This window comes from Noviherbaspirillum saxi, from assembly GCF_003591035.1.
GTDB lineage: Bacteria > Pseudomonadota > Gammaproteobacteria > Burkholderiales > Burkholderiaceae_D > Noviherbaspirillum > Noviherbaspirillum saxi.
In genome coordinates, this window is record NZ_QYUO01000003.1 from 504,445 (window position 1) to 529,962 (window position 25,518).

Genomic DNA, 25,518 nt, shown 5'->3' on the forward strand with positions numbered 1-25,518 from the left:
TGTTTTAAATGGCCGTATTGGCCTAACCTTCCAGTCGGAAAACAATCGGTACCATTACGTTTGCAGCCACTGTTTCTTCGCCGCGGCGCGCCGGTACGAAGCGCCAGCGCTGCACGGTATCGACAGCCGCCTCGTCCAGACGCGGAATGCCGCTGCTTTGCTTGATCTGTATCTGTTCGGGCAGGCCTGCCGTGCTTACCCGGACCTGCAGCAATACCTTGCCCTCTTCGCGCTTGCGGCGCGAAATCGACGGATAGGCAGGCGCAGGGTTTTGCAGGTAGTCCGCGTCGAACCGTGGCCCCTGTACTACTACCGGTGCGGGTGCCGGCGTAGCGGCCGGACCAGGAGCCGCAGGGAGCCCGGCTTCACTGCTCGGTGCGGTCGGCGCAGCCGGGAACATGGGCGATACCGGCTCTGCGCTTGGTACTGCTGCAAGCATCGGCTTCTGCGCTGGTACTTGTGCGTTGCGCTTCACTGACGTCGCAGCCGCCGGCAGCGGTGCAGGGGGAGTCGTCACGGATGTCGGGGGTTCAGGCAATGAAGGCGACGGGATCTCGATGGTGCGCGTTTCCAAGCGCAGCACAACTGGCTCTATCGTGTTGTGTGCCTGCGCAGACATCAGGCAGGCAATCAGTCCGGCGTGCAAACCTACGACCGCGGCAAACTGCGATGCACGTTGCGCCAGCGGACGGTGCTCCTGAGGTTCATCGGAAAACGCAGCAGTTGTCATAGGTGGATGAGATGTTTCAACGGGCCATGGAACAATCCGGGTTCGGCAGAGAATTCTCCTTTTGTCCGATATTGAGTGGCGCCTGCGAAGCGATGGTTCCAGAACGAACGAATTTTTAATCTGCTCTACAACCTGTCACTTGCAAGCGGATGCACTGGCCAGGCAGTAGATATCGAAGGAGCGGCTTCGAGAATGGGGCCACCTACGTTGATGCCGTGGCCATGAGCGATGATGATCGCGGTGACGGTCGCGCGATCTCTATCTTGATATGGTTGACCTGGGCTAAAAACGAGAACAAAACCGCATCCTGCAGGAACCTTTTGCGTTCTACTTCCACTTAGTCCACGCACAAAGACGTGACTGGCGTCGCTTGAACACGTCAGTGGCAATTCGACGCCAAAAGACGGGGCGATGACCGTCGCACCAGCCGGTTTCGTTCGGTGTATCCATGACCAGAATTCTTCCAGCGCCCTCTTCTTCGTATCACTCAGCTGACAATGGATGCGTGAAAATCAGCGAGATGCGCTCTGTCGGCAATCTGCGGCTCGATGATGTTAGTCATTTGTTACGCACTCCAGACAACGCCCACCAGGTCGGTTGTCCAGAGCCTACATCATCCCCATGCCCACCGGCCCTCGGCGGCACGCCGACACTAGATACGGTCATCAAGCAGTGGCACGACGAACAGCACGCCACTTTTAATATAGCCGTTGCACTTCAAGCAGTGCGCTGTCTCAAAAAGCAGAGTGCACGATCGAACTTCAACAACAGCAAAGAAATGGAAGAGCGTCTCCAGCAATGGCAGAATATCCCGCCAGCCTTAACGGAAACAGCGGGAACGACCGCCGGTTTATGGCCAGGATGGGACGAGCTGCGTGAAAGCATTCCGGGAATCCTGATGTCGCAGCTCGTCCCGTCCTGGTTAGAACCGGCGACATCCGATATTGCTGTGGTCGTCTCCGATATTACGTCGACCTTGAGGCAGACTGAGTGGGTGCCGCGACTTGACCAGCGTATCTCTCAAGCTCCGTGTTTTCGGGAGATCCGGAATCAATATGCGGACGTCTCGCTTGCGCTACAGCGGGCGCTGGCTGAGTTCATTTCTGCGCGCGCAGAAGTGCTTATGGCGGTACGAAAAGGGAAAGTTGAAAAAAGCACGATAGACTTATACCGGGCTAGTCATGAGACGCTCACACACTATATCGATACTGCGGGGGCGGCTCGCGTCGCGCATCAGAAAGCAGCGGGCATAGTGCGGCACCGTCTCGAGGACAACCGTGCATCGACCACAGTCAAAATTATTAGGGCAGGCGCCGCCGCAACGGCGGCGAACGTACTATCGCCTCTGTTTGAAGCTGCGCAAATGGTGGCGAGAAATAGTGATCGGGCGCGCGCTAACCGCGTCATCGACGAGTTAAACATGCGCTTTGCCGACATCCTGAATGACGGTTGTGAAGCCAAGGCTGCCAGTCAATTGAAAGAGACGGATATCGACGCGCGAAAATTGCGAAAGCAGTGGAAAGGTCCGATGGAGTCGCGGTTGGAATTGGTAGCGGAAGCGCTGGACTACGAGGCGAAGCAAGAATGCAACGAGCGGGCGCATCGACTTCTCGTTCTGCAACGGGATCTGGTGATGAAGGGGGATCTGGGCGGACTCGGTCACCAATCACGTGCGGCCGAATTGCTGGTAAATGACAGTGACCTACTTCGGGCAGCACTGAAGGCAAGACTGCTAGGCGACGGGGCAGTTGCTCGTTTAAGCAAGGCGTACTGCACGCGGGCACTGTCCGATACGCTGGGCATAGTCTCCGAGGAGGCTTCATCGGCGCTTCTCGATGGGCTCTGCAGCGATCAGGTCATCGATGCCGCAGCGTCCGCCGCCACGGCCGCCGAGACGTCACTCGTCATGGGTTCTGGCGTCATGGCGAGGCAGATCGAGCCTTCGGCATCGCATTTGGAGCGTAGACATGTGAGTACGTTAAGCTACCTCGGGCAGCTTACCAAGGTCGGGACAAGGCTGTACAAGAATACCGTTGCGACTGCGAGATCGATTCCGCAAATGTGGCATAACGCCCGCGATGGCATACATGGGGCGCAACAGGGATCTGCGATCGACAGAGACCTCGCTCAGGCGCGCGTAATGATGGCGGAGGGAATAATAGGGGCCTGTGTTGGTGACGTGATGACTGCCGCAAAATCGGATAGCGAGGTCAAGGTACAGAATAGTTTTGACGTCCTGATGCCTCTGCTATATGGCTTAAAAGGAAAAGGCCATGATTGGCATCGAAACAGGCTCAAGGACGCTAAATTAAAGATAACAACGTACATTCCAATTGCCGATGTCGGCCGCGTCAAAGAGGTCGAACAGAACAACGAAACGGTACTGCTATTGCTCAAAACCGAGAAAGCGAACCTCGTTTTTTTCAAGGGATTGAAACACCGTGGCAGCGATGCATGGTATCAAATCGATGACGATGGTTTGAATTTGCGCCATGTACCTACGATGCCACTGTCCGAGCTCATGAAGGGCCTGGAAGGTACTGTTGTGGAGGTACTGGTTGCGAGCCGGACTCTGCACGGAGAAGCTACCGATCGCCCAAAGCAGCATCTTGGGAAAGATTGCCGTCCTCTCTCTGCTTCGCTCCGATTACGGCCTGTTCTTCACCAGCGTTAGCTGCGCAGCTTTGGGGCGCAGTTATAGCCTGAAGCTGAATCGCATGGTCGAACGCTTGACATGCAATTCGACTGCTGAATTTCTTTTTTCTTACCTTGCTTAAAGTGGTCATAGCGCCATCTCGCATCATCGAGATGGCGCTATCACTTCTTAGCATTGCCTCGGCAATGATCTTTGCCTTCAAAACCACTTACTTTCCGGAAGGCTTATCGCCAAGCCAATCAGTTATGCTAATTGCAAGATTTTTAACTGGCTCAGTAAGAATTTCGACATTATCCGCGTGCCATTTCAATAGTTTTTCTATCGCCTTCTGTCGCTTCTTGTTGTTGTCCGGATCGGTGGGCATTTGGCTGAGGATATTTTGAATGATGGTCAAAGTCTCTTCTTGAAGATCGCTATCCAAAGCATGTCCGACTACCAAATCTCTTAATCGGCTTAAACATGTTCCCACCGAAGCCCAGGAAACTTCGGGCTGTGCGGTGCTGCACATGGATTCCTTGACCAAATGCGAAATCACATGCAAGGCTTCTTTTTTCTCGGCTTTATCGGTAATTTGTACAGGGACACCTGCCGCTACCTGGGTGCCTAACAAAGCGTTAACAAGGAATAGCATCACTGAATCATTTTTCACGATGGTATGCTGGCTACATTTCTTACGTAGAGCAGCTAATGCTTCACTTAATTTGGCATCTTGTTTTACGCGGCCGCTCATTTGATCAATGAACTTCTCAACAGTGGCCACTCTGTCTGTGCTGATGCGTTTCCCGCCCATCTCTTCTTGCGCATGAACCGCATATATATCACTAACTATCTGCAGGACCGTAGCGTCGTCGTACCAATCGATAGGTTGATCTTGGTTACTTAGTTCATGCTCGATTCGAGAGATAAATTTCGAGACGACTTCTTTGATAACTCGACCTCCCGGATTCCGTTTGATATCCTCATTAACGATATGCTCACGTCAATGATCGAAGACATTCTGTACCTTTCCTGCAAATTCATCGCCATGTTGAGTCTTGATTCGTTCGATGATGACGCTGAATTTCTCTGATGCCGCAGCAATTTTTTGATCCTCGGTTAGTGCCTGGAAAGTGATGATTGGAAAACGTTGGGCCAGGGCGGCGTCTTTCACAACGTCGTTTGAGGCGAAGATCAAATTGATACGGTTGAGCGGTATTTTGATATTGCAGCTTGGGACGTTTAATACGGGTGACGCCTGTAACAAAAATTTCATATACGAGGCCATGTTATTGGCGTTCAAGTTGGCTTCATCAAAAAATACCAATGGATTACTGACACCAGAACGAACAATCTCAAGCGCTAATTTTCCGACAAGCTCTTCCAAGTCCTGCTTCCCCTGTTTTACCTGGCCGGATTTTTGTTCGCCCTGAAGTTTAGCAAGCGTCGTGGAAGACATATCAATCTTGATGAAGAGAACACCAAGAAGCTCCGCAATCTTCTCAACCATTGTTGTCTTGCCAGTGCCTCCGTATCCACCCAAATAAGCAACTGCCGTCGACTCAGGAGTGTTATTCGGATTCGAATTGTGTACGGCAACCGATATGAAGTTCCCTATCGCTCCTTGAATGGCAGTATCGTATCCACTTAGAGTTTTCTGGAATTCCTGGTAAGCAGATGAGTTGAAAAGCGAGGCTGCAATATGTTTAGGAGGGCTGTTAGTACAAATGAGCCATACATAACGTAGAAAAAACGGGCGGTAGATGTCAATATGAGCTGCTGTTACGTTTTCATCTTTGTTGAATTCACCTATGCCATATTGAATGGTATTGCCAATTGCAACAGCCGTCTCTTTAACATCGTCATGGCACTCCTTTAATCGCGGAGCTAAAAAATCTTCGATACGACTCCCTGGGTCGGCACCATACTCTCGATTAGGTCCTGAACTGCTCGTTGGGTAGCAGCATTGCTATACATTTTTGATCCTTTCTATTTTGATACACATGTTCCCGATTCTGTCGCCGTCCTACGCAAAGGCGATAGTCGCTGTACTTGCGTTCAGGTTTCCCGGATACGGTTGGCCCGGAGAACATTTCTTCAAGTTGACTTAGGCGACGGCTGTACGGACGTATTTGACCGAACGAGCGCCCCGCACTTACCAAACCGTTTGCAGGCGCTGTAACACTCTTGGCTTCCGGTGGGTAGCATCGTTCGGGATTGAAGTCGTCGCTTGAACCGACTTGAAAACTGCGCTGGCGAATCAATCCCGCAGTGTTTCGGCTTTCTGCAAACGGTTTGAATTGGGTTGGTGGTGCTGACTGACAGACCGGTTCCTGCATCTGTCAGTTCTGCGGGGTATTTTTTACTTCATTGCTTGGGTTGATAGCGCCAAGTATGGGCGAAACGGTTGTCGATTACGCTGTGTTCGCTTGGTGGAAAATCATGAATTTAATACCCCTCGGCGCATCAGCAAATAAGCCGCCGGCACCACCAGCATCGACAGCAACGGTGCCGTTATCATCCCTCCCACCATCGGCGCGACGATGCGCTGCATCACCTCCGAACCAGTTCCCGAACCCGCCATGATTGGCACCAATCCCGCGATGATGACCGCCACTGTCATGGCCTTGGGACGCACCCGCAGCACGGCTCCGTCGCGTATTGCGTCGAGCAGGTCGGCATCCGACACCAGGCCGCGCATACGTTTTTCCTCCCATGCGTTCTTGATATACAGCAGCATGACCACCCCGAACTCCGCCGCGACACCGGCCAACGCAATGAAGCCGACGCTGCCGGCGACGGACAGATGATGCCCGAGCAGCCATAGCAGCCAGACGCCGCCGCAGCATGCGAAGGGCAATGCCGACATGATCAGCAGGGCTTCGTCGGTTCGCTTGAACAGGAAGAACAGCAGGATGAAAATGATGAGCAGCGTCGCCGGCACCACCAGTGCAAGTTTCGCCTGCGCCCGCTCCAGGTATTCGAACTGTCCCGACCAGGACACCGAATAACCAGCGGGCAGCGCGACCTGCGCGGCAACCGCCGCCTGCATCTCCCGCACGGCGGAACGCAGGTCGCGTTCGCGGATATCGACGTAGACCCATCCTGACAGGCGCGCATTCTCGCTCCTGAGCATGGGCGGGCCGCTGCTGATGCGGATGGTCGCGAGATCACCCAGGCGCACCTGCGCGCCGCGCTCGGTCAGGACAGGTAACTGGCGCAGCTTCTCGACCGAATCGCGCACTTCGCGCGGATAACGCACGTTGATCGGGAAGCGCTGCAAGCCCTCGACGGTTTCTCCGATATTGTCGCCGCCGATCCCGGCCGACACGAGGCTTTGCACATCGTCGACATTCATGCCGTAACGGGCGGCCGCATCGCGGTCGATGTTGACGTCGATGTAGCGTCCGCCGCTCAGCCGTTCCGCGAGCGCCGATGACACGCCCGGCAGCGTCTTGACCAGCCGTTCGATGTCGGCAGTGATGCGGTCAATTTCCTTCAGGCTGCTCCCGGCGACCTTGATGCCGACCGGGCTCTTGATGCCGGTGGCGAGCATGTCGATCCGGTTGCGGATCGGCGGCACCCAGATGTTGGACAGCCCGGGAACCTTGACCGTGCGGTCCAGCTCTTCGACCAGCTTGGTGGGCGTCATGCCCGCTCGCCATTGGTCGCGCGGCTTGAAGCGGATGGTCGTTTCCAGCATTTCCAGCGGCGCGGGATCGGTCGCGGTTTCGGCGCGGCCTGCCTTGCCGAATACGCTTTCCACTTCCGGCACAGTTTTGATCAGGCGGTCGGTTTGCTGCAGCAATTCCGCTGCCTTGCCCGCGGACAGTCCCGGCAATGCAGAGGGCATGTACAACAGATCGCCTTCATCGAGTGGCGGCATGAATTCGCTGCCGAGGCGGGACAAGGGCCACAGTGTGACGATGACGATGCACGCTGCGATGCACAAGGTCGCCTTCGGATGACGCAGCACACGCTCAAGCACCGGGCGATACAGCACGATCAGCGCACGGTTGAGCGGGTTGGCCTGCTCGTCCGGAATGCGCCCGCGAATCAGGTAGCCCATCAATACCGGAATCAGCGTGATGGCGAGCCCGGCCGCTGCGGCCATGGCATAGGTTTTGGTGAAGGCCAGCGGCGCGAATAGCTTTCCCTCCTGCGCTTCGAGCGTAAACACCGGTACGAAGGACAGGACGACGATCAGCAGCGACATGAATAAGGCCGGTCCGACTTCCACTGCGGCGTCGCCGATGACGCGCCAGTGTTCGTCACCTCGCAACTCTTCACTTGGATGGGCATGACGCCATGCCTCGATATGCTTGTGGGCGTTTTCGATCATTACCACGGCCGCATCGACCATCGCGCCGACGGCAATGGCGATACCGCCGAGCGACATGATGTTGGCATTGACGCCCTGGTAATGCATGACGATGAAGGCCGTCAGTATGCCGATCGGCAGTGTGGCGATCGCCACCAGCGACGAGCGCACATGAAACAGGAATAACCCGCACACCAGCGCCACGACGATGAATTCCTCGATCAGCTTTTCCACCAGGTTCCTGATCGCGCTCTTGATCAGTACCGAGCGATCATAGACCGGGACGATCTCCACACCCTGCGGCAATCCCGGCTTCAACATCTCGAGACGGGCTTTCACGGCATCGATGGTGTCGAGCGCGTTCTTGCCGGATCGCATGACGATGATGCCGCCAGCAACTTCTCCTTCGCCATTCAATTCCGCGATGCCGCGCCGCATTTCCGGACCCACCTGTATGCGCGCCACATCGCCGAGCCGCACCGGCACGCCCGCATCGCTGGCCGCCAGCGGAATGCGCCGAAAATCGTCCAGCGACGCCAGGTATCCGGACGCGCGCACCATATACTCCGCTTCGCCCAGTTCGAGCACCGAGCCGCCGGTTTCCTGGTTCGCCTTGCGCACCGCCTCGATCACCTTGCCATGCGTGATGCGATAGGCACGCATCTTGTCCGGATCGAGCACGATCTGGTATTGACGCACCATGCCGCCGATGCTGGCCACCTCGGCCACATTCGGTACCGCCTTCAGTTCGTATTTGAGGAACCAGTCCTGCAAGGCGCGCAGTTGCGACACATCCATCCTGCCGCTGCGGTCGACCAGCGCGTATTCGTAGATCCACCCGACGCCCGTCGCGTCCGGTCCGAGCGATGCCTTTGCCTGTGCCGGCAGGCGCGACTGCACCTGGTTTAAATACTCCAGCACGCGCGAGCGCGCCCAGTACAGATCGGTGCCATCCTCGAACAATACATACACAAACGAATCGCCGAAGAAGGAATATCCTCGCACCGCTTTCGCGCCCGGCACCGACAGCATGGTGGTGGTCAGCGGATAGGTAACCTGGTTCTCCACGATCTGCGGCGCCTGCCCGGGATACGTGGTGCGAATGATCACTTGCACATCCGAGAGATCGGGAATCGCATCGAGCGGCGCGCGCAGCAGCGCCCAGCTTCCCCATAGCGTGAGCAACAGCGCGCTTATCAGCACCAGCAGCCGATTGGCGATGGACCAGCGGATCAGCCGGGCCATCAACTGGCGCCTGCTGCTTTTCGGCCACCCGAACCGGATGCGGTCGCGCGCGAAATCGTGGTGATCTGGTACACGCCTTCTTTGGGCATGCTGAACTCGAACACGACCTTGTCACCGACGGCGATCCCTTTCGGCATGCCGCCTGCGGGCAAGGCGAACTCCATCGTCATCTCTCCCCATTTGAGCGCGGGAATTGGCGCATGTGAAATGGTGGCTTCCTCCTTGCTAATGTCCTCGACCTTGCCCTCGGTGCGATAGGTGCGGTGAGTGGCCTGCGTGACTGCGTTCATGCGCGTCGCGGTGCCTTTCAGGCTGGCTTCCGAATCGATCAGGAACTGGCCGGAAACGACCACGGTTTGTCCGGCTTCGACGCCTTTCCGGATTTCGGTCCAGCCATTGGCTTCGATGCCGGCCTGCACATCGACCGGCTTGAATGTGCCGCCTTCTTGCATCAGGATCACGACTTGCCGTTCTCCGGTCTGAATCACCGCTTCGCTCGGGACGGCAAGCACCGCCGCGCGCGGCGCGGAAGCGAGGCTGACGGTGGCAAACATGCCCGGCGTCAGTTCGCCGGAGGCATTCGCCAGCTCAATGCGTGCCTTGCGCGTGCGGGTGGCCGGATCGATCTCGGGCAACAGCTCGCTGACCTTGCCTTTGAAAACCATCCCCGGCATGGAGGAAACCTGGGCTTCGACCGCCGTACCGGCCCGCACCTGGACCGACATGTTTTCCGGGAGGTCTGCGTTGAGCCAGACGGTGCCAGTGCCGTTGAGCCGAAATAAGCTCATCCCGGGCGCGACGGTCATGCCTTCCCTGGCGGCGAGTTCCGTGACCACGCCGTCGACGGGGGCCGTCACCGCTTGGTGCGGCTGGACGTTGCCGCGCGCTTCCACCGTGCGGATCTGGTCTTCGGACATGCCGGCCAGACGCATGCGCTGCCGCGCCGCTTTGGCCAGCCCGTTCAGTCCGGTTCCGCCGCCCACGCGCCGCGCTGCCAGGTATTCCTCCTGCGCGGCAATCCACTCCGGCACATACAACTCCGCCAATGCTTGTCCCTTGTGTACCCGGGCTAGCGGTGCGCGCACATGAAGACCTTCGACGAATCCGTTGCTGCGCGCCTGTATCAGCACAACATCGCGCTCGTTATAGGCAATGCTGCCCACAGCGCTCACCACCGGCGCCAACTCCTTCCTTGCGACTTCGGTGGTGCGTATTCCCAGATTCTGCTGTACGCGCGGGTTGATGCCGACCTTGCCGTCGTCGCCCGCCGCGCCAGCCTCATCCGCGTAGACCGGCACCAATTGCATGTCCATGAATGGCGACTTGCCCGGTTTGTCGAAACGCGGGCCGGGAACCATCGGATCATGCCAATACAGCACTTTCTTTTCCGGCGCCCCGATACCCGCTTCGCGGCTCGACGTATCCTCTCCCTGCGTCATGATCACCCGGTAAAGGCCGTAGCCCGAAGCAGTGCCAAGGCTCACCGCCGCTAACGCGACCGCAATCAGTCCGCGATTCATTGCATGTTCCCCGGACCGCCGGTTGCAGCATGCGGCGCCGGGTCGGACTGGGCTGTGTAGAAGCGCAGCTGCACCCACAAGCGGGCGATGTCTGCTTCCAGTTGCAGCGCTTGGAGACGTACGTCAATTTCATTGCGGCGTGCCGCCAACACATCGGCCAACATCACCTTGCCGCCTCTATAGGCCGCCAGCGATGCCTGGGTACGTTGCTTCGCCAGCGGCAACAATTCTCGCTCGAAGCGCAGGTGGCGCTCACGGCCATTTTCCCATTCGGCCGCAGTGTTGCGGACTTCCGCAGTGACAGCCCGCAAGGCTTCTTCCCGCTCGGCCGCCGCTTGCGCACCCTTTGCGATACTGGCCGAGATTTCACGGTCCTGGCGATTCTTCGGATCGATCTGAAAAGGGATGGAGAGGCCGACCGACAGCATGTTGCCCTGCATGGAACCGCGCTGGCTGTAGGCCAGTTCCACGCTCCAGTCGGAAGATTTGTTCGCTTGCGCAAGCTGTATTTCAGTCGTACTGATTTTTTCCTGCCTGGCCAGCAACGCAATTTGCGGATGCTCATCCAGCTGGCGAAGAATTGTGGACACATCGACCGGCACGAGGTCAACGGAAGGCCGTTCCGCCAGCGGCCGGCTCGCCGCCTCGCCTATCCAGCGTGCCAGCATGGTCCTCGCGCTCCGGATCCTGCGCGCGGTCTCGCTGGCGCGGTTGTCGACCTCAGCCAGTCCGCTTTTGGCGGCAAGAATATCCGCCTGGCTACCAGTCCCGCCACGATAACTGCTTTCGGCAGCCACGATCTCCGCCTTCGCCTGCTCGCGCTGACTTGCGATGACGCTTGCCATCGTCTCGGCGTAGTAAACATCGAACCAGACAAGCGCCGTATCCCGCTCGATCGCGGCGGCCGCGAGGTCCTTTTCGGCCAGCATCTTTTCGGATTCGCGCGTGAAACGGTCCGCGCGCAAACGGCGTTTGTCGCTACCGGTGAATTCCTGCGAGACACCGATCCGACGCATTGTCATTGCGTCGCCGGTCAGGCTGAACCGATCCGCTCCGCTCACGGGAAGATTTTCGATACCGCCCCTGAGAACAGGATCGGGCAATTGACGTGCGGCGGTTGCCATTTCCAGCGATGCGGACGCCGAGCGATCCTGTGCGACGAGCTGAAGCGACCGGGCGGTCGCGTGGCGTAATGCCTCGGCCAGAGTGAGTCCGCTCGAGGTCGTGCCGACGCGCCGGCTCCTGATCTCCGGCTCCATGGGATAGCCGGCGTTGAAGCTCGTGCCGGGTGCCGGAAGGGCCGGTAGAGACGAGGGCAGCGCCGCGACATGACGCTTATCCTCCGCTCGCAGCAACGCAAACTCGGGGCGAAATGCCGGCTTGCGATTGGGATCAGGCGGCGGCACGGGGCCGGCCATGACGGGCAGGCGCTGCGCGGGATGCCCTGCCTGGAGGGCGGTATCGCCAACGCGTGCCGTCTCGGTCTGCGTCCGCCTGGCTCCGGGGACGTAGGCGATCCCGCGGTGAAGAATCAGATCGGGCAATACATCGTCTCCGGTCTCGGCGCGTCGGTCCGGAGCCGGCGGAGGAACACGCGCGGCATGCGGCTGGTTCCGCGCCTTCGCATGCGCAGCCTTCGGTGTGTAGGCAATTCCCGCGCGCAGGACGAGATCCGGCACACGACCGTCGTCAACACCCACCGTCCTCTCTTCCAAACGCGGCGCAGTCTGGTATCCACGGTCTTGCGAATCCGACGCAGCGGCAAGGGACATCACCGACAGCAGCATCGCCGCGCTGAGTGGCATCGGCAGACAAGCACGACCATCCGCTCTGATCTCCGTTGCTAGTAGAGTCGCGCCTGCCAATCGATATCCAAACATCCTCATCTCAACGGGTTCCTGAAAAAGACGTGATTCGCTACGTTGCGATTCCCTCTGATGTTCATCCTCTGAAGCAGCCGCGACCTGGATGCAAGCCGCATCGCCAACACTTCAGCATTAAACGTGCCATGCGCCATTTTTCGCACATGCCTCAAGCAGCCATCGTGGTCTGGCGAAAGACATGGAGCGAGGCTATTGCAGACTTGCATAGAGCGCAGCGACCTTATCTTGCGGCCCTGCCCTGCAAGATTTCGTGGACCGACAGATCGGGGGCCGAATGCCTGAACTGCAGCACGCTCACGCTGAAACGAACCTGATCTGTGGATATTGAGTGACCTGGATTGTCATGATGGTTCCATCCTGCGCGGAGGCGGCTTGCCCCAGCCTGCGCGCACGGGAACATCCTGCCGAGCAAAGTGCGTGATGCCTCATCGGGCACAGCTTCAGCCAGAGAAGTCGCCGATCAGCTTGGGCAGGGAAGATGCAAGCAATGCGATGCCGGATGCGGTCAACAGACCGAGGACCAGTTTTCGAAAGTTCGTCTCGCTCATGCCGATATACAGCCGTGCACCGAGGAGTGAAGGAATGAGCATCGCAGGCCCGACAATCACAAACATGGGAATCATGTCTGCGTTCACCACACCAGTGCTGACATAAATGAGCATCGTCACGAACAAAACGGCCAAGTTGAAATTCTGGATAACGGAACGCTGCTCGCTCTTGTCGAATCTCTTCAGGGTGCACCACAGCGTGGGGATGGTGCCGCTAAAGCCGCCCAGGCCACCCATCATGCCCCCCAGGACGCCAACGATTCCATTGGCGAGCGATCCCCCGGCTTCGATACGCCGCAGGCGATGCGCGAACAGCATGATGGGGCACCAGACGACAAGGATCGTTCCCAATGTTGCCTTGAACAGTTGAATGTTCAGGTGCGGCAGGATACCTACCCCGATCGGGATGCCGACCAGGCCGCCGAGGATAAAGGGAAGCAGAAGCTTTAGATCCATGCGGCGTCGCACCGTGAACACGGCCACGATCTGCCCGGTCAGTCCGCCGAAGACGGCCATTGCGGCGGCCAGCCTGGGATCGATGGCCCAGGCCCAGAACGACATCGCCACCAGTCCGAACGCGAAGCCGGAAAGGCCTTGAACGAAGCCGGCGACCACTGCGCCGAGTATTACGATCAAAATTGTTATATCCATGCGGTGTGCATTTTCAATCTGTGGTGCGGTAATGAATAGGTCCGTGGATGACGGTCGATGGCTGCCGCGCACGCGGTGCCGGTCCGATTTAGCGCGCCAGCACCAGCTTTCGCGTGGCCTCGGTGGGCTGCAGCAGATGTCCCAATGGCAGAACGTTGGTCTGCTTTATTCTCTTGAGCGTGATATTCGACTTTACGTTGACCACACCCGGTGCGCGCAGCAGGCTGCTCATCAGAAATGCCGAAAAAGACGCCAGGTCGGGCACCACAATCCTGAGGATGTAATCCGCTTCGCCGGTAACCGACAGGCACTCGAGAACTTCCGGCATGTCGGAAACCGCCCGTTCGAAAGTGTCGCTGCGTGCTTCCCCATGGCGTTCCAGCGTGACCGAGGTAAACGCCATCACGCTCAGGCCGACGATGTCGGGATCGAGCATCGCTGCATAGTGACTGATCACCTTTGCTTCTTCCAGCCGCTGTATGCGTCGGCTGACTTGCGACGTGGACAGATGAATTTTCTCGCCCAGGGTACCGTTGGTTGTCCTTCCGTCCTGCTGCAATTCGTCCAAAATCTCCAAATCATACCGATCGACATTTATCGTAGTCATTCTATTCAATCTCCGCCATAAATTTGCACACTTTGTGCATGTTGACCTTTAAATACTACACATAACGCGCACAAATTGCATGCTTCGCGCATTAGACTTTGCCTATTGTCACTAGATTACGCCGTCCGGCCAATGTGATCGATTGGCGGATTCCCGGCACTGTTTCACAGGCAGCGGATCTGAACAACAGGTGTCCGTCACTACTCTGCTCCACTCTTTTTCAGGAATACATCATGGCTGATTTGTTTGAAAACCCGATGGGCCTCATGGGCTTCGAATTTGTTGAATTCGCGTCGCCGACGCCGGGAGTGCTGGAGCCGATGTTCGAGACGATGGGCTTTACCAAGGTGGCGCGCCATCGTTCCAAGAATGTGGTGTTGTACCGCCAGGGCGGCATCAATTTCATCATCAACAGCGAACCCCACAGCATCGCCTCTTACTTTGCCGCCGAGCATGGCCCGTCCGCCTGCGGCATGGCTTTCCGCGTCAAGGATGCGCACAAGGCCTATGCGCGCGCGCTGGAGCTCGGCGCGCAACCGGTCGACATCCCGACCGGACCGATGGAATTGCGTCTTCCCGCCATCAAGGGCATCGGCGGCGCTCCGCTGTATCTGATCGACCGCTTCGAAGAAGGCAAGTCGATCTACGATATCGACTTTGAATTTATCGAAGGCGTCGACCGCAATCCTCAAGGCGCCGGCCTGAAGCTGATCGATCACCTGACCCACAACGTCTATCGTGGCCGCATGTCTTACTGGGCTGCCTTCTATGAGCGCCTGTTCAACTTCCGCGAAATTCGCTACTTCGACATCCAGGGCGAATATACCGGCCTGACCTCCAAGGCGATGACCGCGCCCGATGGCATGATCCGCATTCCGCTCAATGAAGAATCGAAGAAGGGCTCCGGCCAGATCGAAGAATTCCTGATGCAGTTCAACGGCGAAGGCATCCAGCACATCGCACTCTATACCGATGACCTGATTTCGACCCTGGACCAGTTGAAGATGGCGGGTGTCGACTTCATGCCGTCGCCGCCCGAAACGTACTACGAAATGCTGTCTGAAAGACTGCCGGGACATGGCGAAAACGTCAGCGAATTGCAGACACGCGGCATCCTGCTCGACGGCTCGACCAACGGCGGTGAAAAGCGTTTGCTGCTGCAGATCTTTTCCAAGACCGTGTTTGGCCCCGTCTTCTTCGAATTCATCCAGCGCAAGGGCGACGATGGCTTTGGCGAAGGCAACTTCAAGGCATTGTTCGAATCCATCGAACGGGATCAGGTGCGTCGCGGCGTACTGCAAACCGCTTAAGGCATAGGAACCGGCAGGCGGCATTTCTCAACGATTGAGCAACGACACACGAGCAGCGCTGTCATCCGGCTTCTGGGTTGTCGAATGAAAACATCGCGGTTGACGACAGCCCGGTGTGCGTTGCGCTATTCCCTGAACGTCTTCGCAATCACGGTACGCAACCATTGGTTGCCACTGTCCTGGTTGAAACGGCGGTGCCAGAAAATGCTTGTCTGCAGCGGCGGCAGTTTCAGCGGCGGGTAGATGAAGGCGAGCCCGAAGGGCGCGGCGGCTCGCTGTGCCAGCTTTTCCGGCACGGTCACCACCATGTCGGTGCTGCTGACGATATAGGGTACGGATGTAAAGTGCGGTACATGGAATTGCGCCCTGCTCGCCACGCCTGCCTTCTCCAGCCTGTCATTAATCACGTCATACGGGTTCTCGCGCGACGAGACGATGAGATGTCTTGCCTGAAGGAATTCGGCAAGACTGACTTTGCCGTTCGCAAAGACATGATCCTTGCGAAACATCGTGACATACTTCTGACTAAATAAGCTGCGGTGGTAGAGGCTTTCCGATGCATCGGTAAACGCCCCGATCACCAGGTCGATCTGGCCTGTCTCGATACCTTCACGCCAGTCCACCGTGTTCACCCGCACGGCACTAATCCGGACATGCGGTGCGATTTTGTTACATTGTTCCAGTAGCGTCGGCATGAAATGGATCTCGCCCACGTCGGTCATCGCGATCACGAACTGGCGGTCGCTACTCAGCGGCTCGAACTGCTGCTGCCGATTCAGCGCGCGGGAAACGTTTGCCAATGCGTTGGTAATCGGCTCGGCAATATCCTGCGCATAAGGCGTGGGCTGCATGCCCTGTGCGGTACGGACGAACAACTCATCATCGAAGGTCTTGCGTAGTCGCGCAAGCGCATTACTGATCGTAGGCTGAGACAGGCCGAGACGTTCCGCGACCAGCGATACTTGCCGCTGCTGAAATAGTTCATGGAAGATCACGAGCAGATTAAGATCGATATCGGAGGGATTACGCATTATTGATTATCTAAATATCCGAAATTTGTGTATTTGTATTTTAATTCATCGAGTATGGTCCTATAGTCGTTGCTGTCATTCTTTCGTTTCCGGTATTCCGGCACGAATTTGCCATTTATCGTTCGCACAGGAACATTTTCATGACAACCATCGACGATCTCGCCAAAGCGCCTGGTCTAACCATCAACAAGGCACGCTACCAGTCTGGTTTTGCCAATGAATTTGCAAGCGAAGCCTTGCCCGGCGCCTTGCCTATCGGACAGAATTCCCCGCAGCGTGCGCCGTATGGCCTGTACGCCGAGCAAATTTCGGGTACCGCATTCACTGCTCCGCGTAGCCATAACAGACGTTCGTGGCTGTATCGCATCCGGCCAGCCGCAGTGCATCAGCCCTTCAAGTTGGTCGAGTCGAGCACCATCGTGTCCGATTTTGCTAGCGTGCCGCCGACCCCACCGAATCAGCTGCGCTGGAATCCCCTGCCAATGCCCACCACGCCAACGGACTTCATCGAAGGCTGGGTCACTATGGCCGGTAACGGCTCACCGGACGCCATGGCCGGATGCGCAATTCATCTGTATGCCGCCAACAAAACAATGGAAGGCCGCTACTTCTATAACGCTGACGGCGAATTACTGATCGTGCCGCAGCAGGGCCGGCTTCAGATTGCAACCGAAATGGGGATGCTGGAAATCGAGCCTCAGGAAATCGCCGTCATTCCGCGCGGCGTGCGTTTCCGCGTTGCACTGCCGGACGCTCAGGCGCGCGGTTATATCTGCGAAAACTTTGGCGCGCTGTTCCGGTTGCCCGATCTGGGCATCATCGGTTCCAACGGTCTCGCCAATCCGCGCGACTTCCTGACGCCGCATGCGGCCTATGAAGACGTGGAAGGAGAGTTCGAACTGCTGGCCAAGTTCAACGGCCACTTGTGGAGCGCCGCGATCAGCCATTCGCCGCTGGACGTCGTGGCATGGCACGGCAACTACGCGCCGTACAAATACGACCTGCGCCGCTTCAATACCATCGGTTCGATCAGCTACGATCATCCTGATCCGTCGATTTTCCTGGTGCTGCAGTCGCCGAGCGACACGCCGGGTGTTGATACCATCGACTTCGTGATCTTTCCACCGCGCTGGCTCGCCGCGGAAAACACGTTCCGGCCGCCCTGGTTCCACCGCAACATCGCGAGTGAATTCATGGGCCTGATTCATGGCGAGTACGATGCCAAGGCAGAAGGTTTCGTCCCCGGCGGCGCCAGCCTGCACAACTGCATGTCGGGGCACGGCCCGGACGGCGAAACTTATGAAAAGGCATCCCGCATCGACACCACCGCGCCCAACAAGGTGGCCGACACCATGGCTTTCATGTTCGAGACACCGACTGTGATCAAGCCGACGCGGTTCGCGCTGGAGACCTCGCAGTTGCAGAACGAATACTTTCAATGCTGGCAGACCATCAAGAAAAATTTCAATCCGAACGCAAAATGAATACATCAGATATGACAACCGCGCCCGATCTCAAGAGCTGGGTGGAAAGTGCGAATGCCGCCGACAATGAATTTCCGATCCAAAACCTCCCGTTCGGACGCTTTCGCCGCGACAGCAATAGCGACTGGCTGATCGGCGTCGCCATCGGCGACCAGGTGCTGGACTTGCGCAAGGCAAAGCTGATCGACACCATCGACATGAATCACTTGATGGCGTCAACCAGCGACGAGCGCCGTCGCCTGCGCCTGGCGATTTCCGAAGGCCTGCGACATGGCAGTGCACAGCAGGCGGCATTCGCTTCTGCACTTGTGCCGCAAGACCAGGTGGAACTCGGCCTGCCCTGCCAGATCGGCGACTACACGGATTTCTATACCGGCATTCATCATGCGACAACCGTCGGCAAGCTGTTCCGCCCCGACAATCCGCTGATGCCGAACTACAAATGGGTGCCGATCGGTTATCACGGCCGCGCATCGTCCATCGGCGCCAGCGGGCAGCAATTCCATCGTCCGCGCGGCCAGACTAAAGGACCGGACGATCCGGCGCCGTCGCTCGGGCCGTCGCGCAGAATGGATTACGAACTGGAACTGGGCATTTTCGTCGCACGGCAAAACGCATTGGGCGATCCGGTCACGATGGAACAAGCGGAAGAGCATGTGTTCGGCCTGGCCTTGCTCAACGACTGGAGCGCGCGCGATATCCAGGCTTGGGAGTACCAGCCGCTAGGACCGTTCCTGGCAAAAAACTTCGCGACCACCGTATCGCCATGGATCGTAACGATGGAAGCGCTGGCACCATTCCGTATTCCATTCCAGCGCCCTGCGGGCGATCCGGCACCCTTGCCTTACCTCGATTCGGCATTGAACCGTGCAGCTGGTGGCATCGACATCAAGCTGGAAGTATGGCTGCAAACCGAAGCGATGCAGAAATCCAAGCTCGCGCCGCAACTGCTGACGACCTCCAATTACAGCGATGCCTACTGGACCGTGGCACAACTGATTGCGCATCACACCGTGAATGGCTGCAACCTGCAAAGCGGCGACCTGCTTGGTTCCGGAACATTGTCGGGTGCTGCAGCCGATCAGGGCGGTTCGCTGCTGGAGTTGACGCTCGGCGGCAAACAGGCACTGACGCTGTCCAATGGCGAAAAACGCACCTTCCTGGAAGATGGCGACACGGTGATCCTGCGCGGGTATTGTGAAAAACCGGGGGCAAGACGGATTGGTTTTGGCGAGTGTCGCGGTACCTTGCAGGGCGTAAGGAAGTAGTGAGATCGATGATGCCAACTGGCGTTGCATTGATGTGCGACGCCAGCCGATCATGTTGGCTCAGGAAACATTGCGAAATTGCAGAAATACAATGTCGACCTGCTGCCCATTGGATCGCCTGTACTCAATCCAGCGCAGCAAGTCTGGCAACCACTGCGCGACCGACGCTTGGCCAATCGGTGCTACGACAGCTACGCGCAAATCGTCGACGCCTGTTGCCGAGGCTGGAATCAATTCACACACATCCCCGGCGCCATTCGTTCGCTATGCACGCGGAGATGGACCAGCCTGACATCCGAGTTCAAGACCGGATAAAGTGGGATTGGTAGTAGCCGGTCAGGGCGATCAAGCCCATGGCCACGGTTTGCGCGAATGCGCGACGCTCATGAGCAACCTCGTCACCGTTCATTTCTGGCAGTCCTATATCGATAATCGCGATATCTGATAATTCCGCACGGGTGATCTGAATGCCGATTCTTCCGTCCGCATTTGCAACTTGGAAACAATATTGATGTTATGATAAACCGCTTCCTGAAGTACCTTCTCAAGAAGCAAGCCTATGTCCTTGATTTAGAAGCCGGATCCGCGTTGTTATTTTTTCATCACCATGCGTCCAGATTAAGCGCAAATTATGGAGACTTCGGTTCCCGACATCCAGCATCGCCTGATGGCTGCAAGCCTGCCTGCGTTACCGCAAGTGCTGGTGCAGCTGATCAGCCATTGCGAGTCGGAGGAGGGCGGCATGGCGGCGCTTGCCGAACTCCTTTCCAGGGATGCGGCACTCGCCATGAAAGTGCTGCGCGTCGCGGCCAGCCCCGTCTATCGCCGCGGTCCGGTGCCGGCGAATCTCGAGCAGGCACTGACGGCCATCGGCATCGACATGGTGCGCACCCTACTCCTCACCGAATCGGTCTACCAGACCTTCAACGGCTTTGCGGCCACGCGCGGCATTGACCTTCGGCCCTTCTGGGCGCATGCCATTGCAACCGCGATTTCTGCGCGTGCCATCGCCGACAAGCTCGGCTATGCGCAGGTCGAAGAAGCCTATCTCGCCGGACTGCTCCACGATATCGGCCGGCTGGCGCTGGTCACCGCCGCACCGGACGAGTACGCGGCCAACTTCCATGCGGAAGACGACGACGCACTGTGTGCGACGGAAGAACGCACGCTGGAAATCACGCACCCTGAGGCGGGCGCACTGCTCATCGAAGGATTGGCACTGGACTCCTTCCTCGCCGACAGCATCCGGTATCACCACGAACCGCTGGAACGCTTGCAGACATCGCATCCCTTGGTGCGCCTGACCGCCCTTGCCGATGCCTTCGCGACGCACGCCGGCAGCGCGGACGGGATCCCGCCCGCGGTGGCGCGCATGGCCGGCTTCTCGCAGGAGGAGGCGCGCGAGCACGCACAGACGCTTGCGGAGCAGATCGCGCATCTGGCGGCCTCGCTGGGCATCGAAGTGGCGAAGGAGACGCGCCCCGCATTGCTGGCCCGGCGCACCGGCCTAGCGGCAACAGCGATCCTCGGCGGTGACCGGCTCAATGAAAAGGTGCGCGATCTCATCCTCGTGTCGAAAACGGCGGAGGAACTCCGCAAGTTCCACGACGCGAACGCGTGCACCCGCGCCATCGTGAAGTCGTCGGTCGTCCTGTTCGGCTTCTCCGACGCAATCGTGCTGTCCGGATCGGCCGGCAGCGACATCCTCACGCCCGCTGCGCTGGAAGACGGCCGGATGCGCCTGTCCGGATTGTCGCTGCCGCTGGACGAAGGCAACATTGCCGGCATGGCGGCGCTGCACGGTATCGCGGCTTTCCATATTCCCCCGCGCGTGGCTTCGGTGGTCGAGGATCAGCTGCTCCGCTTTTTCAAGACGAATGCACTCGTTGCGCTGCGCCTTTCCCCCTCGGCGGAAGAGCCGGTGGTCTTGCTCGGCGCGATGAGCGCGGGGCAGGCGCAGCTCTTGCGGAACCGACAGCACCTGCTCGGCGACTTCGGCCGCCAGTCCGGCGCCATCCTCGGCCAGACGGTGCAACATAACGATAAAGCGGGCTTTCCGGATGCGGCCCTCGCCAGTGAATTCCAGCTTGCCGCGCGGCGTGTCGCGCATGAAGTCAACAACCCGCTGTCGATTATCAAAAACTATCTCGCGTTGTTGGATCGCAAGGCCGACAACAAGCAAGCGTTCGGCGACGATTTATCGGTCGTGACCGAAGAGGTTGACAGGGTGGCACAAATCGTCAATGACTTCGCCCAGGAGCACCAGGCGCGGCCGGACGACAGTGCCGACGTCAATGGCGCACTCGCGCACGCCGCCCGCATGTTTTCCGAGAGCGGTTCGTTGCATCCGGAGGTACGCATCGCGCATCACGCCTCGCGCGAACCGGTCCGCGCCGCCATCGATTCGCGCGTCTTCAACCAGATCCTGATCAACCTGGTGAAGAATGCCAATGAAGCGATGGCCAACGGCGGACGGATCGATTTGCGCAACGCCGGACTGGTTCCGCGTGACGGCCGGCACTGGATCGCCGTCAGCGTGATCGACACCGGTCCCGGCATTCCGGACACCTTGATGCCCCGGCTGTTCTCGCCGATAGCCAGTGCGAAAGACGGCCCCAACCGTGGCCTCGGCCTGTCCATCGTGCACGACCTGGTGACCAAGGCGGGCGGGCAGATCAGCTGCCGCAGCAGCAATGCCGGCACGGTGTTCGACATTCTCCTGCGCCATGCGCCCTTTCATGCCCAGCCCGAACCTGGAGAACGCGGATGAACCTACAGAAAGCACCGATCTTCGTTCCCGATTTCACCGGCCGGAATGACACGCCGGCCATCGCACCCGTCGCACCGCGCTTGCTGCTGGTGGACGACGAACCGCGTCTCCTGTCCAGCCTGGCCGCCCTGCTCGACGGCAACGGCTACGAACTGACCACCGTCGGCGGCGGGCACGAGGCGATCACCATGCTCGCACGCCGGCATTTCGACCTCGTGCTGCTCGACCTGCGCATGCCCGGCGTGAGCGGTCACGACGTCATGGACTTCATCAACGAGCGCGGCATCGACACCGATGTCATCGTGCTGAGCGGGGACAGCGGGATCGAGGCGGCGATCGGCGCCATCAACCGGCGCGCCTACGGCTACCTGCGCAAGCCCTACCGGCACGATGAACTGCTCAGCCTCGTCGGCAACGCGCTTGAGCGCCGCAGGCTGGCTGCGGAAAACCGCGACTTCGCCTGGCGGCTCGAATGCTCGGAAAAGCTGTACCGCTTCCTCATCGACAGCTCTCCCGACATCATCTATACCCTCGACCCCGAAGGCCGCTTCACGTACGTCAACCGCCGTGTGACCGAACTGCTCGGCTTCGACCGCAACGAATTGATAGGCGCCTCGTATACCGCCATCGTGCACGACGACGACCTCGAGCGCGCACGTTACGTCTTCAACGAACGCCGGGTCGGGGAGCGCGCCACGCGCAACGTGGAACTGCGGCTGAAATGCGCGGACCCGATGAAGGCACGTACTTTCGAAACCTCGCTGCGCACCATCTCGTTCAACTCCATCGGCATGTACCTGAACAACGGCAAACAAGGCACGGTCGAGTACACCGGCACTTACGGCATCGCGCGCGACGTCACCGAAAAGCGCCGCACCGAAGAGGTCATCGCCTACCAGGCTTACCACGACATCCTCACGGACCTCCCGAACCGGGCGCTGTTTCGCGACCGGCTGGAGCTGGCCATCGTCCAGACCCGGCGCAAGGAAGAGGAACTTGCTCTGATGTTCGTCGACCTCGACCGCTTCAAGACGGTGAACGATTCGCTCGGCCATCTGAAGGGGGACGAACTCCTGCGGCAAGTCGCCGTGCGCCTGAAGAGCTGCATTCGCAAGGGCGATACCCTGGCGCGCATCGGCGGCGACGAATTCGTGGTGCTCATGCCGGAGTTGCGCGAACGCTCGTCCGCCTCCGTGGTCGCGCAAAAATTCCTGCAGGTGCTGGCAGCGCCGTTCATTCTCGATGACACGACGCTCCATATCTCCGCCAGCATCGGCATCGCGGTGTTCCCCGAGGACGGCGACAAGATCGACGACCTGATTCGCCACGCGGACATGGCGATGTACAAGGTTAAAGGAGAAGGAAAGAACGGGTTCAGCTTCTACGACCGTTCACTGCTCGACGCCGCGCATGATAAGGTCCTGCTGGAGCAGGACCTGCGGCGCGGCTTCAAGGCCGGCGAACTCGAAATGTATTACCAGCCGCAGATCGATGCCAGGACCGGCGCAGTGGTCGGCGCCGAGGCCGTCATGCGCTGGAATCATCCCCAGCGCGGCGTGCTTCCAGCGGGCGAATTCCTGCCGCTGGCCGAGGAAGTCGGCTTGATGGTGCCGTTCAGCGACTGGATGGTGGACAGCGTGTGCCGCGACCTCCGGCGCCTGCGCGATGAAGGCAAGGAGGCCGTGCGGGTGTCGATCAATCTGTCGCCGACCTGCCTCATGCGGGACAACTTCTTCCGGACATTGACGAGCGCGCTCGAAGCGTACCGGATACCGGCGACGCAACTGGAAGTCGAGATCACCGAAAACATATGCATCCGCGATCCTGAAACCGCCATCAAGCATCTGAAAAAGCTGAGCAGCTTCGGTGTGCGCATCGCGATCGACGATTTCGGCACCGGCTATTCCTCGCTGGCCTATCTGCAACGCTTCCCCGTCAACACGCTTAAGATCGACCAAGCCTTCATCCGCGAGATCGGCCATGCCGACGGCCATTTCCCTGTCGTGCTCGCCGTCATTGCCATTGCGCGGGGTCTGAAACTCGATCTGATTGCGGAGGGCGTGGAATCGGAGTTGCAGGCGCGCTATCTCGAACAGGCCGGGTGCAGGATCATGCAGGGCTTCCTGTACCACAAGCCGCTTCGGCTGGAACGGTTCAGTGAACTGCTGCATGTGCAGGCGTCCACGCCCAGGCTAGGAGCGGGTTGATGGAAACCGCGGCGACAGCTGACCGGGTCGAGGCTTCGGCGCAGAGCGGCACGCCGGAAGCGCAGTTTGCGCTCGCGCTCATGTACCTGATCGGGCGCGGCGTGCCGCGCGACGAGCAACAGGGCATCGCATGGCTGGAGAAAGCTGCCACGCAGGGCCACGCCGAGGCGCAGTTCCATCTCGGTGCGCGCCATGCGACGAGCCAGGGCATTCACGGCATTAAGCAGGACATCGACAAGGCGATCGCCTGGTACCGCAAGTCCGCGGGTCAAGGACACGCCAAGGCCCAGTACAACCTTGGCCTGCTGCTGTATGGCCGGAAAGGCGCGAACGCCGAAGAGAAACGAGAGGCCATCGACTGGTTTGAGAAAGCGGCGAGCGGCGGCCACGCCGGCGCGCAGAACAACCTCGGCCTGGTCTACGCGAATGGCGTCGAGGCGCCCCGCGACTACCGCAAGGCGATCGACTTGTTCGCCCGGGCCGCGGCGCAGGGCGACGCGGCCGGACAGAACAACCTTGGCATCCTGTACAGCAGCGGCAAAGGCGTGCCGCAGAATCAGATGCAAGCCGCCGGCTGGTACGCGAAGGCGGCGGCGCTCGGTCACGCCGCAGCCCAGTACAACCTGGCGAACCTGTATGAAACGGGCAAAGGCGTCAGCCAGAACATGGACGTTGCAGCCAGGTGGTACCGCAAGGCAGCCGAACAAGGCCACCTGAAGGCCCAGCTCAGCCTGGCGCAAATCCTGGCCCGGGGCAGCCACCTGCCGAAGGACATGGTTGAAGCCATGTCCTGGTATCGCAAGGCAGCCGAGCGGGGCCATGCGGAAGCCCAGTTGCAAGTGGCGAAGATCCTGGACGCAGGTGACGGCGTCGAACGGGACACCCGGGAAGCGCTGCGCTTCTATGAGCTCGCCGCGCACCAGGATGTGGTGGAAGCCCAGTTCCGCCTCGGGATGTTCTACGACTGCGGCGTCGATGTCGATAAGAACGACGAAATGGCCTTGCACTGGTATGGCAAGGCAGCCGAGCAGGGCATCGCGCGCGCGCAATATAACCTTGGACTGATGCTTGCCTATGAACAGGGCACGCCGGCCGATCCGGTGAAGGCCTGGCAATGGCTTAACCTCGCCGAAGCCGCCGGACTGCAGCGGGCGGCCCGTCATCGCCGTGCCGTCGAAACGCGTCTTTCAGGACAGGAACTCGCTGCTGCAAAGAGTGCGGTGGCCGAATGGATGCCGCGGCACAAAAGGCAGCGTGATCGATGACCCGCGGGCGTTCCCATCGCCTGGACGTGAGCGAGGCATTTTTCTG

Annotated in this window: 16 protein-coding genes; 7 read left to right on the forward strand and 9 right to left on the reverse strand. The window is 58.9% G+C overall.

Annotated elements, in window-relative coordinates:
- Positions 1–22: 22 nt before the first annotated feature.
- Positions 23–730 (reverse strand): energy transducer TonB, encoded by a 708-nt coding sequence (locus D3871_RS31465; protein ID WP_199724929.1) that lies wholly within the window; start codon positions 728–730, stop codon positions 23–25.
- 448 nt (positions 731–1,178) lie between these two features.
- Between D3871_RS31465 and D3871_RS25520 the strand changes: the two genes are divergently transcribed.
- Positions 1,179–3,404: a hypothetical protein gene (locus D3871_RS25520; protein ID WP_147376898.1), complete on the forward strand. Its 2,226-nt coding sequence runs from the start codon at positions 1,179–1,181 to the stop codon at positions 3,402–3,404.
- A gap of 190 nt (positions 3,405–3,594) precedes the next feature.
- Here the strand turns inward: D3871_RS25520 and D3871_RS25525 are convergent, their stop codons facing one another.
- The 7 genes from D3871_RS25525 to D3871_RS25555 all read right to left on the reverse strand — a co-directional run bounded on the left by D3871_RS25525 (position 3,595) and on the right by D3871_RS25555 (position 14,137).
- Positions 3,595–4,146 carry a hypothetical protein gene (locus tag D3871_RS25525; protein WP_147376899.1) on the reverse strand — a complete coding sequence of 184 codons (552 nt, stop codon included), beginning with the start codon at positions 4,144–4,146 and terminating at the stop codon, positions 3,595–3,597.
- A gap of 219 nt (positions 4,147–4,365) precedes the next feature.
- Positions 4,366–4,905, reverse strand: a complete 540-nt coding sequence (locus tag D3871_RS25530; RefSeq protein WP_274381786.1) for an AAA family ATPase — start codon at positions 4,903–4,905, stop codon at positions 4,366–4,368.
- 897 nt (positions 4,906–5,802) lie between these two features.
- On the reverse strand, positions 5,803–8,931 hold the full coding sequence (locus D3871_RS25535; protein WP_119771908.1) for an efflux RND transporter permease subunit: 3,129 nt from the start codon (positions 8,929–8,931) through the stop codon (positions 5,803–5,805).
- Positions 8,928–10,448 (reverse strand): efflux RND transporter periplasmic adaptor subunit, encoded by a 1,521-nt coding sequence (locus tag D3871_RS25540; protein ID WP_119771909.1) that lies wholly within the window; start codon positions 10,446–10,448, stop codon positions 8,928–8,930. The genes D3871_RS25535 and D3871_RS25540 overlap by 4 nt, the downstream gene beginning before the upstream one ends.
- The gene (locus D3871_RS25545; RefSeq protein WP_233575819.1) at positions 10,445–12,253 is read right to left on the reverse strand and encodes a TolC family protein; all 1,809 of its coding nucleotides are present in this window, start codon (positions 12,251–12,253) and stop codon (positions 10,445–10,447) included. Before D3871_RS25545 ends, D3871_RS25540 begins: the two co-directional genes overlap by 4 nt.
- Before the next feature lie 518 nt (positions 12,254–12,771).
- Positions 12,772–13,530 (reverse strand): sulfite exporter TauE/SafE family protein, encoded by a 759-nt coding sequence (locus tag D3871_RS25550; RefSeq protein ID WP_119771910.1) that lies wholly within the window; start codon positions 13,528–13,530, stop codon positions 12,772–12,774.
- A gap of 88 nt (positions 13,531–13,618) precedes the next feature.
- A complete protein-coding gene (locus tag D3871_RS25555) occupies positions 13,619–14,137 on the reverse strand; it encodes an Lrp/AsnC family transcriptional regulator (RefSeq protein ID WP_119771911.1) in 519 nt (172 codons plus the stop codon).
- Between the two features lie 233 nt (positions 14,138–14,370).
- Between D3871_RS25555 and hppD the strand changes: the two genes are divergently transcribed.
- On the forward strand, positions 14,371–15,447 hold the full coding sequence (hppD, locus tag D3871_RS25560; protein WP_119771912.1) for a 4-hydroxyphenylpyruvate dioxygenase: 1,077 nt from the start codon (positions 14,371–14,373) through the stop codon (positions 15,445–15,447).
- 125 nt (positions 15,448–15,572) lie between these two features.
- Here hppD and D3871_RS25565 read toward each other — a convergent pair whose 3' ends face one another.
- Complete coding sequence (locus tag D3871_RS25565; protein ID WP_119771913.1) at positions 15,573–16,478, reverse strand: LysR family transcriptional regulator; 906 nt, start codon at positions 16,476–16,478, stop codon at positions 15,573–15,575.
- 140 nt (positions 16,479–16,618) lie between these two features.
- Between D3871_RS25565 and hmgA the strand changes: the two genes are divergently transcribed.
- The 5 genes from hmgA to D3871_RS25595 all read left to right on the forward strand — a co-directional run bounded on the left by hmgA (position 16,619) and on the right by D3871_RS25595 (position 25,472).
- Positions 16,619–17,962 carry a homogentisate 1,2-dioxygenase gene (gene hmgA / locus D3871_RS25570; RefSeq protein ID WP_119771914.1) on the forward strand — a complete coding sequence of 448 codons (1,344 nt, stop codon included), beginning with the start codon at positions 16,619–16,621 and terminating at the stop codon, positions 17,960–17,962.
- Positions 17,959–19,230, forward strand: a complete 1,272-nt coding sequence (gene fahA / locus D3871_RS25575; protein WP_119772780.1) for a fumarylacetoacetase — start codon at positions 17,959–17,961, stop codon at positions 19,228–19,230. The genes hmgA and fahA overlap by 4 nt, the downstream gene beginning before the upstream one ends.
- Before the next feature lie 631 nt (positions 19,231–19,861).
- Positions 19,862–22,000 (forward strand): HDOD domain-containing protein, encoded by a 2,139-nt coding sequence (locus tag D3871_RS25585; RefSeq protein WP_119771916.1) that lies wholly within the window; start codon positions 19,862–19,864, stop codon positions 21,998–22,000.
- The gene (locus D3871_RS25590) at positions 21,997–24,207 is read left to right on the forward strand and encodes an EAL domain-containing response regulator (protein WP_119771917.1); all 2,211 of its coding nucleotides are present in this window, start codon (positions 21,997–21,999) and stop codon (positions 24,205–24,207) included. The genes D3871_RS25585 and D3871_RS25590 overlap by 4 nt, the downstream gene beginning before the upstream one ends.
- Positions 24,207–25,472, forward strand: a complete 1,266-nt coding sequence (locus tag D3871_RS25595; RefSeq protein ID WP_119771918.1) for a tetratricopeptide repeat protein — start codon at positions 24,207–24,209, stop codon at positions 25,470–25,472. The genes D3871_RS25590 and D3871_RS25595 overlap by 1 nt, the downstream gene beginning before the upstream one ends.
- Positions 25,473–25,518 lie beyond the last annotated feature (46 nt).

Bases quoted from the DNA above. Each gene is read 5' to 3' on its own strand.
- D3871_RS31465 (WP_199724929.1), bottom strand. From the start codon at position 730: ATGACAACTGCTGCGTTTTCCGATGAACCTCAGGAGCACCGTCCGCTG.
- D3871_RS25520 (WP_147376898.1), top strand. From the start codon at position 1,179: ATGACCAGAATTCTTCCAGCGCCCTCTTCTTCGTATCACTCAGCTGAC.
- D3871_RS25540 (WP_119771909.1), bottom strand. From the start codon at position 10,448: ATGAATCGCGGACTGATTGCGGTCGCGTTAGCGGCGGTGAGCCTTGGC.
- D3871_RS25545 (WP_233575819.1), bottom strand. From the start codon at position 12,253: ATGCCACTCAGCGCGGCGATGCTGCTGTCGGTGATGTCCCTTGCCGCT.
- D3871_RS25550 (WP_119771910.1), bottom strand. From the start codon at position 13,530: ATGGATATAACAATTTTGATCGTAATACTCGGCGCAGTGGTCGCCGGC.
- D3871_RS25555 (WP_119771911.1), bottom strand. From the start codon at position 14,137: ATGACTACGATAAATGTCGATCGGTATGATTTGGAGATTTTGGACGAA.
- hppD (WP_119771912.1), top strand. From the start codon at position 14,371: ATGGCTGATTTGTTTGAAAACCCGATGGGCCTCATGGGCTTCGAATTT.
- D3871_RS25565 (WP_119771913.1), bottom strand. From the start codon at position 16,478: ATGCGTAATCCCTCCGATATCGATCTTAATCTGCTCGTGATCTTCCAT.
- hmgA (WP_119771914.1), top strand. From the start codon at position 16,619: ATGACAACCATCGACGATCTCGCCAAAGCGCCTGGTCTAACCATCAAC.
- fahA (WP_119772780.1), top strand. From the start codon at position 17,959: ATGAATACATCAGATATGACAACCGCGCCCGATCTCAAGAGCTGGGTG.
- D3871_RS25585 (WP_119771916.1), top strand. From the start codon at position 19,862: ATGGAGACTTCGGTTCCCGACATCCAGCATCGCCTGATGGCTGCAAGC.
- D3871_RS25590 (WP_119771917.1), top strand. From the start codon at position 21,997: ATGAACCTACAGAAAGCACCGATCTTCGTTCCCGATTTCACCGGCCGG.
- D3871_RS25595 (WP_119771918.1), top strand. From the start codon at position 24,207: ATGGAAACCGCGGCGACAGCTGACCGGGTCGAGGCTTCGGCGCAGAGC.